Below are 17374 nucleotides of genomic sequence, written 5' to 3'. Positions count from 1 at the left end.
AGCAGGGATATTTTATGGAACGTATCATGACACATATGGTGGATATAGCCATCACCATTCTGATCTTCTTTCTTTACAGCTGTCTGAGAAAAGGCAGACTGCCGCTTCTGCAGCGGCTTTACGTGGTGGCATCCGCCTTTCTGCTCATCTGGCTTCTGGCGATCGCCGGAATTCTGGGAGGCGCGGACGGCAGTATTCAGGTGCTGACGGTGCTGGATGCCATTACCTGCTCTGCCTGTGCGCTGATGGTGGTCAGCGTACTGCTTCTGACCATTGCGTTTATCTATAATTATGAGAGTCTGCCGAGAATATTTTATTTCCTTTATATTCTTCCGATCGTGACATCTTTGATCGTATTTACGAATCCGTGGCATCATCTGTTTTATAAACAGTTTTCTATTTATGCCTCAGAGGTGAAGTTCGGACCGCTTTTTATCTTGTCGGGGAGCCAGTATTATATTTATTGTATCATATCCATTGTGCTGGCTCTGAGAAACGGTATTAGGAAAAGGAATAAGAGCGCGGTGTGGCAGTCTGTGTTGTTCGCCTGGGGGCTGATCGTGCCGGTAAGCGTCAACCTTCTGGCTACGCTGAAGATCGTGAATTTGTCCATTGCGGCGACACCCATTGCTTTTATGTTCACCATTATCTGCCATGGGATAGCAATTTATTATCTTAATTTTCTGAATATCAAGCCCATTGCGCTGCAGAATATTATAGATAATATTTCGGACGGCTATGTGATCATATCTTCAGACAGTCAGATCATCAATATGAACGATGCTTTCCAGGAGGCCTTTGGAGAGAGCTACGGCATGAAAAATAACGTGTATCTGGACCGGCAGGTGGAAGTTCTGGATGAGCAGAAAAAGGATGTCATCTATGATCTGCTGAGCTTTTTTGATATCTGCAGGCAGACGGTGAGCGTTATCACGTATGAGCAGGCAGTGATCAAAGAGGACAGGAAAATCTACTACTCCGTGGAACTGACACCTGTATTCGGAAAACGAAGAATGATGGGCGTAGTGGCGCTTTTTAAGGATGTGACGCGGGTGAAAGAAGAGATCAGACAGCAGCAGCAGAAATTGAGTCAGGAGATGGAACGGGAGCGTCTGGCCTCCTTAGGGCAGATGATCGGAGGGATTTCCCACAATCTGAAGACACCTATCATGTCTGTCTCCGGCAGTGTGGAATCCCTGGAAAATCTGGTGGATGAGTATACAGAGAGCCTGGGGGATGAGGAAGTCACGATTGAGGATCATCGAGAGATTGCGGGGGATATGAGAGAGTGGCTTGGAAAGATAAAGGAGAGCTGTGCCTACATGTCTGATATCATCACCACGGTAAAAGGGCTGGCTACAAATATGAATACCAACAACATTGTGGAATTTACGGTGGATGAAGTGTTCAGAAGAGTGTTTCTGCTGATGAAGCACAGCCTGGCAAAGCATAGCTGCATTTTGTCCATGGAAAATGAACTGCCCGGAGATGCTGTTTTAAAGGGGGATATCAATAATCTGGTGCAGGTGGTCAACAATCTGGTGGACAACGCAATGGATGCCATGAAGGAAGAGGGCGGGAAGATCACCCTTTATGCAGGAAAACAGGGTGGGAATATTCTGATTGCAGTGAAAGACAGCGGACCGGGAATTGCACCGGAGGTTATGGACCGGCTGTTTCACTCCATGGTGACCACAAAAGGGGCAATGGGAACCGGCCTGGGACTTTACAGTTCCGCAGGCTTGATCAGGGGCAAGTTCAGCGGCAGAATGTGGGCTGAGAATCTGCCGGAGGGCGGAGCAGCCTTTTATGTGGAGCTGCCCCTGCAAAGTTAGAAGAAAAAGATTATTTGAGGTGAAGAAGGTATGCGAAAAAACAAGGCAGGACAGCAGAAAAATGGTTTCACCATGCTGGTTCTGGATGACGACAAGAATATTACGGACGCGCTGTATTCCTATTTTGAATCCTCCGGCTACACTGTGGACACAGAAAATGACCCGCTTGCTGCACTGGAGATGATGAAAAATAAATCTTATGATATTCTTTTGCTGGATTTTATTATGTATCCCATCTGCGGAGATGAGGTAGTGGCACGCCTGAGAGCATTTGACACGAGGATATTTGTGATCATGCTCACCGGGCACAGAGAGGTTGCGCCGCCTTTGAATACTGTCCGGGAGCTGGATATCCAGGGGTATTTTGAGAAGAGTGACCGCTTTGACCAACTGGAGCTTTTGGTGGAAAGCTGTGTCAAATCCATCAGGCAGATGCGGACCGTTTACCGTTATCAGGACGGGCTTGGTTCCATTTTAGGCTCCATTCCCAGTATACACCAGCTTTTGTCTCTGGAGGTGGTGTTGGGCAGGATCCTGGAGCAGATGCTGAATTTGGGGGATGATAAAAATGGATTTGCCTGGATCAAGCCAAAGAAGATCATATCTTCCATGTCTGTGGAAACTCTGCCGGATGAGATTTTTCAGGGGAATGGAAGATATGAGAAGGAATTGGAGCAATTTTTGAGTGAGGATTATCCGCATCTGAAACAGGCAGTGCAGAAGGCCGGCAGTGATGGAGAGATTTTGGAGTTTGAGGGGCTGTTTCTGGTGCCGCTCAAGGCAAATCATGATATTTTTCTGGGGATCCTCGGGATCGGAAAGGATTCTTCCTATCCTGATGTACAGCGGCGCCTGCTGGCTGTCTATGGGGAACAGGTCACCACGGCGCTGCACAACACCATTCTTCACATGCTTTTGAACATAAACAACAGAAAACTGAGTCTGACCTATGACCGGATGAAAGAGAGTTATATGCAGACCGTGGAGGCTCTCCGTCTGTTGGTGGATGCCAAGGATGACTATACCCGCGGACATTCAGACCGGGTCTCCATGTATGCGGAAAAGATAGCGGAAAAAATGGGAATGGAAGAATCCCAGACGGAATGTGTCAGGTGTGCCGGTCTGCTTCATGATATTGGCAAGGTGGGTGTCTCTGATGCTATTTTGTGCAAAGATGACAAGCTTACAGAGGAAGAATTTGCGGTGATACGAAGACATCCGGAGATTGGAGAGAAGATTCTTTCCTGTATTGATATGTTTCACAATCTGGGAGAGATCGTGCGGGCGCACCACGAGCGGATGGATGGGGGCGGTTACCCTGACGGGCTTTCAGGAGAACAGATCCCCCTGGAGGCTCGGATGATATCCATTGCAGACGCCTTTGACGCCATGATGTCAGACCGCCATTACAGAAAGCGCCTGTCTCTGGAAAAGGCTAAGGAAGAGCTTGCATTGGGAAAGGGAACACAATTTGACGGAAGACTGGTAGAGGTTTTTCTGGGACTGATAGAGAATGGTGAACTGGGAGAACTGGAGGAGACATGAGATTTGATTATCCTTTAAACAATGTGAATACATATGAGACAGTGGGAGAATTTCTGCAAAAGGCAGAGGCTAGGTTTGGAGACAGACCGGCAGTCACCGTCTATGACGGGGAGGGAAAGGAGCACTGTCACACTTACCGGACGCTTATAAGGGATGTGAAGGCTCTTGCGCTCATGCTCTTGGATATGGGGATCGCGGGGAAACATCTGGCCATCGTGGGAGAGAACAGCTATGAGTGGCTTGTACTGTTTTTGGCCTGCTGTTCAATTGGCGGTGTGGCAATGCCTGTGGATGTGGAGCAGCAGGACGAGAAGATCCTGCATTGCATCACTTACGGGGATGCCTGTATGACTGCCGTTTCCCGGGAGTATGAATTTCTGTTTCATGGCTCCTGCGGCTGCCCTGTGATCTATCTGTGGGATCATCATGACGAACGAAGCTTTTCCTCTCTTCTTTCCCGGGGATATAAGGTATTGAAGAGCAGGGAGGCGGAGCTGGATCGAGTGATGGATAACGTGCGGGGGGAAGAGACGGCTGCTATTATCTATACATCCGGAACCATAAGCGCGCCCAAACCGGTCATGCTCAGCCACGGCAATATTATGTATAATGCCTGCCATGCCCAGGCACTGGTGGAAGCTGGGACCAAGGCCTATACCTGTCTGCCTCTGTATCATGCCTATTCCCTTGTGTGCGGTGCGCTGAATGTACTGACACAGGGGCAGCACCTGGGACTGAATGGAAGCGTTAAAAACTGGATGCGTGATCTCCGCCTGTTTTGTCCTGAGATGATCTTACTTGTACCTATGATGATGGAGTCTCTGATCCGCAGCATCCGGCTGGAACAGAATCGGGACGGCACCCGGGAGGAGGCGAAAAAGGCGCTGCAAAGATACCAGAGCCGGAAAAAGTATCATCTGTCCTCCAGTCCCTTTTTACACCAGGCGGTAACCCGGGTACTTGGAGATTCGGTTTTTCTTATCATATGCGGAGGTGCCCAGCAGAATGAACGGCTGGCCCAGGAATTTGGGTGTTATGGGATCAAAGTTCTGCAGGGATACGGTGTCACGGAGTGCGGTCCTCTTGTTTCTGTAAACAGAAACCGCAGACACAGGGAAAACTCTGTGGGCGTTCTGCTTCCGGGGACCAGCGTGAAGATCCAGGACGGAGAGATACTGGTAAAAGGCCCTTCTGTTTTCAAAGGATATTATAAATCTGACGAGGAGACAAAAAAGGCGTTTTCGGACGGCTGGTTCTGTACAGGTGATTTGGGATACATGGACAAGAAGGGATTTCTCTACATTACCGGAAGAAAAAAGAATCTGGTGGTTTTCAGCAATGGGAAGAAAGTGATGCCCGAGGAGCTGGAGGAGCTTATATGTGAGATACCTCTTGTCAGAGAAGTGATGGTGTATGGTGCCAGCAACGGGCAGACTGCCGATGATGTGAAGCTTTCCGCCGTCATATACGCGGACCCGCAAAAGACCAGGGATATGACTTCCTATGAGGTTCTGGAGCGGATCCAGGAGGAAATCTATGAGTTGAATAAAAAACTGCCTTTTCACAAAAGAATACAGCTCATCCGTATGACAGAGGCAGAATTTAAGAAAACATCAATCCACAAAATAAGAAGGGGGCGTTTTTAATGCGCAAGGAAGATTACCTGTCTGTGATCGAAGAACTTGTATATCAGGTGACCGGAATCAGCGAACTTACCCCCGATACGGATTTTATCAGGGACCTGGCGCTGAATTCCCTGGATGTGGCAAATCTTGTCTGTGCCTTTGAGGACAGGTTTCAGGTGGAAATCCCGGTGCGGGATGTGTGGAAGCTGTCTCAGGTGCGGGATGTGATAGATTATATGCAGAAAAAGGAAATGCGTGCGCAGGGACTGTAAAAAACAGGTGTAAAATCTTCGGAATTATGGTAAACTGTTAGAAGCGAAATCGAGAAGAGGTGTAAGGTTATGAAAAAAATAGGTTTTATCGGTGTGGGAGTGATGGGAAAATCCATGGTCCGCAACCTGATGAAAGCCGGGTACGAACTGTCCATTTATACCAGAACAAAAGATAAGGTGCAGGATATCATAGAAGAAGGTGCCGTATGGCGTGACACTGTGGCAGAGTGCGTCAGAGACAGGGAGGCTGTCATCACCATGGTGGGTTATCCCGAGGATGTTTGGGAGGTTTATTTTGGTGAGACGGGCATCATAGCCAATGCCAGGCCGGGAACCTATGTCATTGATATGACAACAACCAGTCCGAAGCTTTCCATGGAGATTTATGAGAGAGCCAGGGAGGCGGGGATTTACGCAGTGGATGCCCCTGTTTCCGGCGGAGATGTAGGTGCAAGGCACGGTACATTATCTATTATGGCCGGTGGTGACGAGGAAGCCTTTGAAGCCTGTCTGGAGTTGTTTAAGTCCATGGGCAAGACTATCATCTATGAGGGAAAAGCCGGGAACGGACAGCATACAAAGGCAGCCAACCAGATCGCTCTGGGCGGAGTGATCGCAGGCGTGTGTGAGGCCATTACCTATGCCCGTGCGGCAGGACTTGACGTGCAGACCATGCTGGACAGCATCAGCCAGGGCGCTGCGGGAAGCTGGCAGATGAATAACATGGCACCCCGCATGATAAAAGAGGATTACGAACCGGGATTTTTTATCAAGCATTACATCAAGGATATGAAGATTGCCCTGGAAGAATCAGATGCCAGAAAGCTGACCCTGCCTATCCTCACGGAAGTGCTGGATATGTACAGAAAGCTGGATGAAGAGGGGATGGGCGATCTCGGCACACAGGCACTGATCAAATATTATGAAGAGCAGTAGCAGAGAACTGGATGATAAATTTCTGTCAAGCGGACAGGAGAACATCCGTCTAGCCATTGCGCTGGAGCGTTTTTTTGAACTGTGTCCCCAGGACGGTGCCCTGTACGGACGGTACAGGGATTATCTGAAAAAACGCTTCCGCCCTGCCATGGAAAAACTGATCCGGGCAAGAGAGACGGAGAACGTAAAAGTTCTTTTTGGTCTGGCAGAGGTAACCTCTGTGCAGATGGATGAGCTTCTGGCGCTGGCACAGAAGTATGGAAACACAGAATGTGTATTATGGCTTCTGTCAAAAAAAGAAGAGCAGTTCGGATTTGGCGGAAAGGATATGGAATTATGAGACAGGCAGAGGAAATTGCGCAGGAGATCTGGGCATTGGCCGATCAGGAAATTTCCTGCGCCTGTCCTTTTTTTGCGCTGGCATGCAGCTTTCTAAAAACTGCCGCAGATGATACATGTGTCTGTACCTGTACAGACGGCAGGGCTGTTTACTATTCTCCCAAGGCGGTTCTGGCTGATTTTCAGGAAAAGGGAAGAAAATATATCAACAGGATTTACCTGCACAGCCTTTTCCACTGTCTCTACCTGCATCCTGCAGACCGAATGGATCGGGATGAAAAATTGTGGGATCTGGCCTGTGACATAGTGGCAGAGTATACAGTGGACTGTCTTGGACTTCCCTATCTTACAGGGAAGGCCGGGAAGGAAAAAGACCAGGTTTACCGTCTGTTCTGGAAGGAAAACAGTTCCAGGACCGCAGCACAGATTTATGAAATGCTGCTGGAGGGAAAGTTTGAAAAGAGGTGCATAGATACCTGGAAGAGCTTGTTTTTTACGGATGAGCACAGACTGTGGCGGGAGATTTCAGGCGGGGAGCTTGAAGGGATCCGCAGGATATGGGAAAAAGCCGCGGCATATGCAAGCCGTGATACAGGGAATGCCGGCAAGAGGGCAGGAAGTGAAAAAGGGAATCCAGAGGAATGGTATGAGCTGCAGCAAAAAAGAAGGTATGATTACCGGAGATTTCTGCGGCGTTTTGCTGTGCAGAGAGAGGAAGTACAGCTCGATATGGAAAGTTTTGATTATATTTCCTATTGCCTTGGACTGTCCATGTATGGTAACATGCCACTGGTGGAGCCTCTGGAATACACAGAGGCATACAAACTTGAGGAGATTGTCATAGCTATTGACACATCCAGCTCCTGTTCCCGGGAAATGGTGCAGCGTTTTTTGGAAGAGACCTATTCCATGCTCAGTGAAAGGGAGAATTTTTTCAAAAAGATGAATGTCCATATCATACAGTGTGACTGTTACATCCAGGATGATGTGACACTCGGCTGTGAGGAGGACTGGCGGGCCTATATGAAACAGATCCGTATACAGGGAAGGGGCGGTACAGACTTTCGTCCCGTATTTACTTATGTGGACAGGCTGATCAAGGAGAAAAAGATCAGAGATCTGAAAGGACTGTTGTATTTTACAGACGGAGACGGCATCTATCCCACTGAGAAGCCAGATTATGAGGCGGCATTTATTTTTATTAAGGAACCGCCCGGAAATGTAAAAATACCTCCATGGGCCATTCGGCTGTATCTGGATGAGAGAAAGGCAGGGTCATAAGTATGAATATCAGGCAGGCGAAACAGGAAATTGAAAATACTGTGCGGGCCTACACAAAAAAGAAGAAAGACGGAAGCTATGCCATACCGGCAGTTCATCAAAGGCCGGTGCTTCTGATCGGTCCTCCAGGAATCGGCAAGACCGCAATTATGGAACAGATCGCGGATGATCTGCAGGTCGGACTTGTGGCTTACACTATCACCCACCATACGAGGCAGAGTGCAGTGGGACTGCCGGTCATTGAAAAGAGGCAGTTTGACGGGAAAGAATATACCGTGACAGAATATACCATGAGTGAGATCGTGGCATCGGTCTATCAGTGCATGGAGCAGACAGGGTGCAGCGAGGGGATCCTTTTTATAGATGAGATCAACTGTGTCTCGGAGACGCTGGCCCCTACTATGCTGCAGTTTCTCCAGTGTAAGACTTTCGGAAGCCATAAGATACCAAAGGGCTGGGTCATCGTGGCGGCAGGGAATCCGCCGCAGTACAATAAATCCGTGAGGGAATTTGACATGGTCACCTTAGACAGAGTCAAAAGGATCCAGGTGGCTGAGGATTACGGCGTGTGGAAATGTTATGCAAGGGAGCATGAGGTACATCCATCCATTCCTGCGTATTTAGATGTGCGGAGGGAGAATTTCTATCGCACTGAGGCAAATGCGGAGGGACAGTATTTTGTCACTGCCAGGGGATGGGAGGACTTGTCACGGATGATGTATGTGTATGAGGAGCTGGAGCTTCCCGTCACGGACGAATTTGTGTTCCAGTATATCCAGCATCCTGATGTGGCAAAGGATTTTGCGGGTTTCTACGGGCTTTGCAGAAAATACCAGGAGGACTATAGGTTTTCTGAACTTTTAGACGGGACTATGGATGCTGCTTCCATAGAGGAAAAGGAGGAGCGGCTGCAAAAAGCAGGGTATGACGAACGAACCGCGGTGATCAGTCTTCTCTTAGGAGCGGTACATACAGCGCTTGTTCAGTATGCCGCCTGGGAAAGGCAGACAAAGTTACTCTATGAGGAGGTCCGCAGGCTGAAAAGCAGTCTGGAGGCTCCGGATGCGGAAGAGGCGGATACCATTCTGGATCATGAGATCGCAAAACGGCAGCAGGCATGGGAAGTGAAAAAGAAGGCGGGGCTTTACAGGGAGAATGAAGCCAGCCTTGCCCTGTATGTGACAGACTGGGTGAGGAGATTCCTTTATGAGTGGAAAAAGGTAAAAAACCGGAATGTATGTTCCGCGTCCGTGCTGCTGAAGGAAATGTTCGGCCTGGAGAAGAAAAAGCTGGATGATTCCGGAAAGGATATGCAGCAGCTTTTGGAACGGGCGTTTGCATTTGCCGGAAAGGCGTTTGTGGGCGGACAGGAGTTGGCTGTGTTCACAGAAGGGATCACCAGGGACGAGACAGTCATGAGATTCATTATGGAAAACGGCTGTAAGGCATACCAAACAGCAGGGGAGATCCTGCAGACAGAGAAGAGGGAGAGTGAGCTGAAGGAGGAGATCCGGCAATTGTCCGATTTCCTTCAGACAGGTGAAAAAATTTTATAATTATTAAAAAAAAGAAGATACTAAGTAACAGTTCAGACAGGTCTGCGCGTTGGCTGCTATCTGAAAAGTTACGATACGAAACCGTAAAGACGGACGGGCAAAGAACTGGAAAGGACAAAACAAATGCTGAATAATATTTTGACTAGTGTGAATGATTTTATGTACACCTACCCGTTATTGATACTGCTGGTGGGGGCCGGCGTATATTTTACTGTGCGGACCCGCTTTGTACAGGGGCGCCTGCTAGGCGAAGCTTTTCGTGTACTGCTTGAAAGAGCAGAGGTGAAGGACGGCAAGAAGCAGGTATCCTCTTTTCAGGCACTGATGATATCAACCGCTTCCAGAGTGGGAACCGGCAATATTGCCGGAATCGCCACTGCCATTGCTGCCGGGGGTCCGGGAGCTGTGTTCTGGATGTGGGTGATGGCTGTGATCGGCAGTGCATCCGCCTTTATTGAAAGTACCCTGGCACAGGTGTACAAGGTAAAAGATGGGAAAGACTTCAGAGGGGGACCTTCCTATTACATGGAAAAAGCCCTTGGGAAGCGGTATCTCGGGATTATTTTTTCGATACTTTTAATCATATGTTTTGCCTATGGATTTAACGGACTGCAGTCCTTTAATATGTCTTCTTCCCTGGAATATTATATTCCGGGGTATGCGGACAGTATATATCCGGCTGTCATAGGCGCTGTGCTTGCGGCGGCCACAGCTTTTGTCATTTTTGGAGGTGTCCACAGGATCGGGTTTATAACATCTGTGATCGTGCCGGTGATGGCCGGGGGATATCTGATCATGGGGCTTGCCACCATGGTGATGAATGCGGAAAGGATCCCTGAGGTGTTTGCGCTGATCTTCCGGGAGGCTTTTGACGGCCGGGCAATTTTCGGAGGATTTGCCGGAAGTGCCGTGGTGATCGGGATCAAGAGAGGACTTTTTTCCAATGAGGCAGGTATGGGAAGTGCGCCCAACGCTTCCGCCAGCGCAGCGGTGAGCCATCCCGCAAAACAGGGACTGGTTCAGGTGCTCTCTGTGTTTATTGATACACTTTTGATCTGTTCTGCCACTGCTATGATGCTGCTCCTCTCCGGTGTGGAGGGAAAATCAGGCGTGCTGGACGGGATTCCATTTGTGCAGCAGGCGATTTCCGCCAATGTGGGAACATGGGGGATCCATTTCATAACATTTTCTATTTTTACGTTTGCGTTTTCCAGTTTGGTGGGGAATTATTATTATGCGGAGTCTAATATCAAGTTTATTAAGGATGACAAGAGACTTTTGTTTGTGTTTCGGGTGAGCTGCCTGCTGGCAGTGTTTTTTGGGGCGCAGGCGGATTTCTCAGTGATATGGAATGTGGCGGATATTACTATGGGAGGAATGGCGGTGCTTAACATTTTGGTGATCCTGGTACTTGGGGGGACGGCTGTTAAAGTGCTCAGGGATTATGAAGAGCAGAAAAAGAAGGGGGTTGAACCGGTGTTTCGGGCTGAAAAATTGGGGATAAGGAATACGGAATGTTGGGATGATTCACGAAGTTTAAAATAAGTGGGGATGCCATACCGGAAGTGGCTAATGCCGGACGCCGGACCTGGCCGCAGGTTTCCCTGTACGGACGAGAGCAGAGGACTTTCAAGCTAACACGTAAGCCGCACTAAGTTCATCGCCTTAGGGCTCTTCACTAAGTGCTTGCTAACGTGTGGATCTTGAAAGATCCTCTACCGCTCTTAGATGTCCGTACAGGGAAACCTGCGGCCAGGTCCGGCTGTTTTTTTAGATCGGGATGGATATAGAATGAAAAACTGATCCCCCAGGTATGCTGGGGAGAATGGAATAGTTGGGAACGGTGAGGTTTTGAATGAAAAACTTTTATGTTATGTTGAGAATGGTGTCGCAGGCCAAACTTAAACCATACTAAAACATAGGAGATGGTCTATATGAACAATAGAAGGACATCACATGCTAAATGGAGATGCCAATGTTATATTGTTTTTATTCCAAAGTATTGTAGGATAAGGTTCAAGAAGATGTCAGAGAAATAATAAACACATTATCGTAGAGATAAAAATGTTGATATTATAGCAGATGCAGTTTGCATAGACCATGTGCATTTAAGTGTAAGAAAATAAGTGTTTCAGATTTTATAGGTTATTTAAAAGGCTAAGGTACCTTGATGGTTTATGGTGGGCATCCAGGATTTATTACAGATGAAGTATATCAAAAAATATATAAAAGAGTAAGCAGAAGAAACAAGAAAAGAAGATTCAAGAAGTCTATAAAAAGATAAAGAAAAATTTTTTACGGTTATACTTGACTAATTTTATCTAGATTGTTATAATATTAACAGTCAAGGAAATATTTAGGTAAATAATAAAATTTTAATATTTTTTAGGAGGATATCAAAGATGAATCAGTGTTTTGGATGTAACACATGTGCAAGTGCGGATAAGAAACTGGAGGGGTATATCCGGGAGCTGCCTATGGAGACTTCACATCACAGGGTGGAAGGACAGAGTACAAAGTGCGGGTTTGGTCTGCAGGGTGTCTGTTGCAGGCTTTGTGCAAACGGACCGTGCAGGATCACACCTAAGGCGCCGAGAGGAATCTGTGGTGCTACGGCAGATGTGATCGTTGCTCGTAATTTCCTGAGAGCTGTGGCAAGCGGGTCAGGATGTTATATACATATTGTGGAGAATACAGCGCTGAATGTGAAAAAGACAGCTATGGCAAAAGGCGAGATCAAAGGAGAAAAATCTCTCCAGAGATTAGCTGAGATTTTCGGCGTGGAAGGAAAAGATAAGTGGGAGACCGCCCAGATCGTTGCCCAGAAGGTACTGGATGATTTATATAAACCGGAATATGAAAAGATGGAACTGGTGGAGAAGATGGCTTATGCTCCCAGATTCAAAAAGTGGCAGGAGCTTGACATTTTGCCGGGCGGCGCTAAAGGTGAGGTGTTCCATGGGGTTGTGAAATGTTCCACAAACCTGAATTCAGATCCTGTGGATATGCTGACAGACTGTCTGAAGCTTGGAATTTCTACTGGTATTTACGGACTGACACTGACAAATCTTTTGAATGACGTTCTGCTTGGTGAGCCGGAGCTGAGACTGGCGCCTGTGGGACTCAGAGTGATCGATCCAGATTATATAAACATCATGATCACAGGACATCAGCACACTATTTTTGTGGATCTGCAGGAGAGACTGACTTCAAAAGAAGCTGTAGAGAAAGCAAAGGCAGCAGGGGCAAAAGGATTTAAGCTGGTTGGATGTACCTGCGTGGGACAGGATCTGCAGCTCCGCGGAGCACATTACACAGAAGTGTTTGACGGTCATGCCGGAAACAACTACAGCAGTGAGGCTGTGCTGGCAACAGGTGGTATTGATGCAGTGCTCTCTGAGTTTAACTGTACACTTCCGGGTATTGAGCCGATCTGCGAAGAGCTGAAGATCAAACAGATCTGTCTGGATGATGTGGCAAAGAAGGCCAATGCAGAGCTGAAACCTTATGTATTTGAAGAGAGAGAAAAACAGAGTGAAGAGATCATAGATGAGATCATTGCCGCTTATAAGGAGAGAAGAGGCAGTGTGCCGCTGAATCTTATGCCAGAACACGGAAATGACAATACGCTTACAGGCGTGAGCGAAGGCTCCTTAAAAGAATTCCTGGGCGGAAACTGGAAACCACTCATCGATTTGATCGTCTCAGGGGATATCAAAGGTATTGCCGGTGTGGTTGGCTGTTCCAACCTGACAGCAGGCGGACATGATGTTCTGACTGTGGAAATGACAAAAGAACTGATTGCAAAAGATATTCTGGTGCTGACAGCGGGCTGTTCTTCAGGAGGTATTGAGAACTGCGGACTGATGACACCGGAAGCAGCCAAGTATGCAGGACCGAAGCTTCGTGCTGTCTGCGAAAAACTGAACATCCCGCCGGTTCTGAATTTTGGACCTTGTCTTGCTATTGGCCGTCTGGAGATCGTTGCAACAGAGCTTGCAGAGGCAATTGGTGTGGATATCCCTCAGCTTCCGCTGGTACTGTCTGCTGCCCAGTGGCTTGAAGAACAGGCTCTGGCTGACGGATGCTTTGGTCTGGCTTTAGGACTGCCGCTGCACCTGGGACTGCCGCCGTTTGTGACAGGAAGCAAGCTGGTGACAAAGGTGCTGACAGAGGATATGAAATCCCTCACAGGCGGGCAGGTTATCATCAATGGTGACGCAAAAGAGAGCGCTGATATTCTGGATAAGATCATCGAGGAAAAACGTGCAGGCTTAAATATCTGATACAGGGGGATGCGGTTATGAAGAGAATAATGGTAGATGCCAGTAAATGTGACGGCTGTAAAAGCTGCTCCCTGGCCTGCATGCAGGCGCACCGGGAAACTCCGGGGACAATTTATGACCTGGACGTGACAGACATTTCCAATGAAACCAGAAATTATATTTATAAAAATCCGCAGGGCGGCTATACACCTATTTTCTGCCGCCACTGCGACCAGCCGGAGTGTGTGATGTCCTGCATGAGCGGGGCACTCACAAAGGATGAGAAGACCGGCCACGTGCAGTATAACGAGAAAAAATGCGGTTCCTGCTTCATGTGTGTCATGAACTGTCCATATGGAGTTTTGAAACCGGATGAAAAGACTCACTTAAAAGTGATCAAATGTGATTTCTGCATTGACAAAGGCGAGGAACCCAGTTGTGTAAAAGCCTGTCCAAAAGAGGCGATCTGGATAGAGGAGGTGTAGCATGGGATATGTGATTTTAGGCGTGGGCGCTGCCGGCATTACTGCAGCGAAGACCATCCGGAAAGCAGATAAAGAGACAGAGATCACTATGATCTCCACAGACGAACAGGTACATTCCCGTTGTATGCTGCACAAGTATTTAAGCCATGAGCGGACAGCAGAAGAACTGAATTTTGTACCGGAAGATTTTTTTGAGGCGAATCATATCAACTGGATAAAAGGGAAAACCGTGTCAGGCCTTGATACGGCAGAGAAGAAAGTCAAACTGACAGACGGCGGGGAAGTGTCTTACGATAAACTGCTGATCGCCACAGGCGCTGAGAGTTTTATACCTCCTGTGGGAAATCTGCGGGAAGCCGGAAATGTGTTTGGACTGCGTCATCTGCGGGATGCGGCTGCCATTGACAAGATGGCGGAAAATGCGGATAAGATCGTCATCATCGGTTCCGGTCTGGTGGGCCTGGATGCGGCCTATGGCCTGATGGAAATAGGGAAAAAGGTGTCCATTGTGGAGATGGCGGATCAGATCCTGCCCATTCAGCTTGACAAAACAGGTGCCTTGGAATATCAGAAACGTTTTGAATCGGCAGGTGCTTCTTTTTATCTGGGAAGAAAAGCTGCTGAAACAAAAATGAATAAAGAAGGCAGGATCACCCAAGTCATCCTGGACAACGGCGAAGCTCTGTCCTGTGATATGGTGATCGTGGCAGCAGGCGTGAGAAGCGCGACTGCAGGTTTGGAAGGCGAGGGTATAGTCGTTGACCGGGGAATGAAAGTAAACGATCATCTGCAGACCGGTGCAGCAGACGTCTATGCGGCCGGGGATGTGACGGGACTTTCCGGTATCTGGCCCAATGCCCAGAAACAGGGAGAAACGGCTGCCCTGAATATGATGGGCGGAAATGTGGAATACACAGACCGCTATGCAGTCAAAAACACCATTAACTTCTTCGGCTTGGTTTCCCTCTGCGTAGGCGTGATCGTGCCGGAGGAGACAGATGTGGTGATTGTCAGAGAAGACGCGAGCAACTATAAACGTGTGATAATCCGTGGCGGAAAAGTAGTCGGCGTGCTTCTTCAGGGAGATATCTCCCATGCCGGTATCTGGCAGTATCTCATCAAAAACGAGATTTCCATTTCAGGCATTGAAAAGGATATATTTGATCTGAATTTCGGAGATTTTTACGGTATCAAGGAGAATGGAGAATATACCTGGCGCACCGCGGGCTGAGTGTTAAAAAATCCTAAAAAGGGCTTGACAAAGTAAAGTTTTAACGGGTATACTTGATTGCATATACAGAAATGCTGTGATGGGAACAAGTAATCCCCGTGGATTCTACAGAAAGCTGCCGGTTGATGAGAGGCGCAGAAGGAAGCGGACGATGAATACCTCCCTGAGCTTCACACCGAACAGTGCTTTTGCTGCAGACAGCAGCGGCGGGCTAAGTAGGCTGTGACGGAATGGCACACGTTATCGTGCAGATGAGTATCGTCTTGTGATAAGGCCGTACTTACTGAGGCAGACGGTGTGAACCGGCTGCGAAAAAAGGTGGTAACACGGAAGCGGATACAGCTCCCGTCCTTTATGAAGAGGATGGGAGCTTTTTTAGTGGTCAAAAGGTCCTTGGAGCTGGATGGCACCAAGCACAGATACGGCTTTCGTCCGATCACAATTTACAGATAAGTAAAGGAGAAAACAGTATGAAAATCTATGAAGAACTGACAGCCAGAGGCCTGATCGCGCAGGTGACGGATGAGGAAGAAATCCGTGATCTGGTAAACAATGGAAAAGCAACCTTTTACATCGGTTTTGACCCTACAGCCGACAGTCTGCATGTGGGACATTTTATGGCACTGTGCCTGATGAAACGTCTGCAGATGGCAGGCAACAAGCCAATCGCCTTACTGGGCGGCGGCACAGGCATGATCGGAGATCCTTCAGGGAGAACGGATATGCGCCAGATGATGACAGAGGAGACCATTCAGTATAACTGTGACTGTTTCAGAAAACAGATGAGCCGTTTTATTGACTTCTCTGAGGGCAAAGCCCTTATGGTAAATAATGCGGACTGGCTTCTGGGTCTCAACTATGTGGAGATGTTAAGGGAAGTTGGCGCCCATTTTTCTGTAAACAATATGCTGCGCGCAGAGTGTTACAAACAGCGTATGGAAAAAGGACTGAGTTTCTTTGAATTTAATTACATGATCATGCAGAGCTATGACTTTTACATGCTGTACAAGAATTACGGCTGTAATATGCAGTTCGGCGGAGACGACCAGTGGAGCAATATGCTGGGCGGAACAGAGCTGATCCGCCGTAAGCTGGGAAAAGATGCGTATGCCATGACCATCACTCTGCTTCTGAATTCAGAGGGCAAGAAGATGGGCAAAACTCAGTCAGGCGCTGTCTGGCTGGATCCAAATAAGACAACACCTTTTGACTTCTATCAGTATTGGAGAAATGTCAGCGACGCAGATGTGCTGAAATGTCTTCGCATGCTTACCTTCCTGCCTTTGGAGCAGATTGATGAGATGGATAAATGGGAGGGCAGCCAGCTCAACACAGCAAAAGAGATCCTGGCTTACGAACTGACTGATCTGGTACATGGCGAGGAAGAGGCTAAAAAGTCCCAGGAAGCAGCAAGGGCTTTATTTACCAGCGGTAATGCAGCGGATATGCCATCAGCTTTCATCGAGCAGTCAGACTTACAGGGAGGAAATATTGACCTCATCACACTTCTGCACAAGAGCGGTTTGGTAGGCAGCCGTTCCGAGGGAAGAAGAGCCATTGAGCAGGGCGGTGTGGCAATTGACGGTGAGAAGATCACAGATGTCAAATATGTGATCCCGGGAGAAAAGTTGGACGGAGACGGAATCGTGCTGAAACGCGGTAAGAAAAACTTCCGTAAAGTGACAATAAAATAATATAATACAAGAGATGCCGGGGGCTGACAGAGCTTCCCGGCATCCGTTACATTTTGTGCAAAATCATCAAAATGGATTTTCTCTGTTAATGCCATTGCATTTTACCTTTGGATATGGTAATCTGGATTCACGAAAAGGTCAGCGCTGTACGATCGAAAACGCGCAGAAAACAATTCTAAAGCAACACCCTATATCCACATTTCAAAATTCTATGGAATTCCCGTATATTTTCCATTTATCAGCATTTAGAGTCAAAGGAATACTAATATTGTTTGGAGCTGTACTACATTCTTACAGTTACAATTGTTTT

General features: G+C 47.9%; 13 protein-coding genes. All 13 read left to right on the top strand.

Annotated features, from left to right (window positions below; translation table 11 throughout):
- Positions 1-14: 14 nt before the first annotated feature.
- The 13 genes from BLCOC_RS16125 (at position 15) to tyrS (ending at position 17064) form a co-directional block, all read left to right on the top strand.
- On the top strand, positions 15-1835 hold the full coding sequence (locus BLCOC_RS16125) for a histidine kinase N-terminal 7TM domain-containing protein (RefSeq protein WP_018597949.1): 1821 nt from the start codon (positions 15-17) through the stop codon (positions 1833-1835).
- 30 nt (positions 1836-1865) lie between these two features.
- The gene (locus BLCOC_RS16120; RefSeq protein WP_115622766.1) at positions 1866-3380 is read left to right on the top strand and encodes an HD domain-containing response regulator; all 1515 of its coding nucleotides are present in this window, start codon (positions 1866-1868) and stop codon (positions 3378-3380) included.
- The gene (locus BLCOC_RS16115) at positions 3377-5026 is read left to right on the top strand and encodes an AMP-binding protein (protein WP_115622765.1); all 1650 of its coding nucleotides are present in this window, start codon (positions 3377-3379) and stop codon (positions 5024-5026) included. Before BLCOC_RS16120 ends, BLCOC_RS16115 begins: the two co-directional genes overlap by 4 nt.
- Complete coding sequence (locus BLCOC_RS16110) at positions 5026-5277, top strand: acyl carrier protein (RefSeq protein WP_044953714.1); 252 nt, start codon at positions 5026-5028, stop codon at positions 5275-5277. Before BLCOC_RS16115 ends, BLCOC_RS16110 begins: the two co-directional genes overlap by 1 nt.
- Positions 5278-5346: 69 nt before the next feature.
- On the top strand, positions 5347-6213 hold the full coding sequence (locus BLCOC_RS16105; protein WP_018597953.1) for an NAD(P)-dependent oxidoreductase: 867 nt from the start codon (positions 5347-5349) through the stop codon (positions 6211-6213).
- Positions 6200-6553 (top strand): hypothetical protein, encoded by a 354-nt coding sequence (locus BLCOC_RS16100; protein ID WP_115622764.1) that lies wholly within the window; start codon positions 6200-6202, stop codon positions 6551-6553. The genes BLCOC_RS16105 and BLCOC_RS16100 overlap by 14 nt, the downstream gene beginning before the upstream one ends.
- On the top strand, positions 6550-7833 hold the full coding sequence (locus tag BLCOC_RS16095) for a vWA domain-containing protein (RefSeq protein ID WP_115622763.1): 1284 nt from the start codon (positions 6550-6552) through the stop codon (positions 7831-7833). Before BLCOC_RS16100 ends, BLCOC_RS16095 begins: the two co-directional genes overlap by 4 nt.
- A 2-nt stretch (positions 7834-7835) precedes the next feature.
- Positions 7836-9389, top strand: coding sequence for an ATP-binding protein (locus tag BLCOC_RS16090; RefSeq protein WP_115622762.1), 1554 nt, complete (start codon positions 7836-7838; stop codon positions 9387-9389).
- 123 nt (positions 9390-9512) lie between these two features.
- Positions 9513-10934 carry an alanine/glycine:cation symporter family protein gene (locus tag BLCOC_RS16085; protein WP_029468768.1) on the top strand — a complete coding sequence of 474 codons (1422 nt, stop codon included), beginning with the start codon at positions 9513-9515 and terminating at the stop codon, positions 10932-10934.
- 857 nt (positions 10935-11791) lie between these two features.
- Positions 11792-13675 (top strand): anaerobic carbon-monoxide dehydrogenase catalytic subunit, encoded by a 1884-nt coding sequence (gene cooS, locus BLCOC_RS16080; protein WP_018597958.1) that lies wholly within the window; start codon positions 11792-11794, stop codon positions 13673-13675.
- Positions 13676-13692: 17 nt separating this feature from the next.
- Positions 13693-14139 (top strand): 4Fe-4S dicluster domain-containing protein, encoded by a 447-nt coding sequence (locus BLCOC_RS16075; RefSeq protein ID WP_115622761.1) that lies wholly within the window; start codon positions 13693-13695, stop codon positions 14137-14139.
- A 1-nt stretch (position 14140) separates the two neighbouring features.
- A complete protein-coding gene (locus BLCOC_RS16070; protein ID WP_115622760.1) occupies positions 14141-15370 on the top strand; it encodes an NAD(P)/FAD-dependent oxidoreductase in 1230 nt (409 codons plus the stop codon).
- A gap of 470 nt (positions 15371-15840) precedes the next feature.
- Positions 15841-17064 (top strand): tyrosine--tRNA ligase, encoded by a 1224-nt coding sequence (tyrS, locus tag BLCOC_RS16065; RefSeq protein ID WP_029468773.1) that lies wholly within the window; start codon positions 15841-15843, stop codon positions 17062-17064.
- The last annotated feature ends 310 nt before the right edge of the window (positions 17065-17374 follow it).

It is taken from the genome of Blautia coccoides, from assembly GCF_034355335.1.
Taxonomy (GTDB): domain Bacteria; phylum Bacillota; class Clostridia; order Lachnospirales; family Lachnospiraceae; genus Blautia; species Blautia producta.
This window is presented reverse-complemented; position numbering and strand designations above follow the sequence as displayed.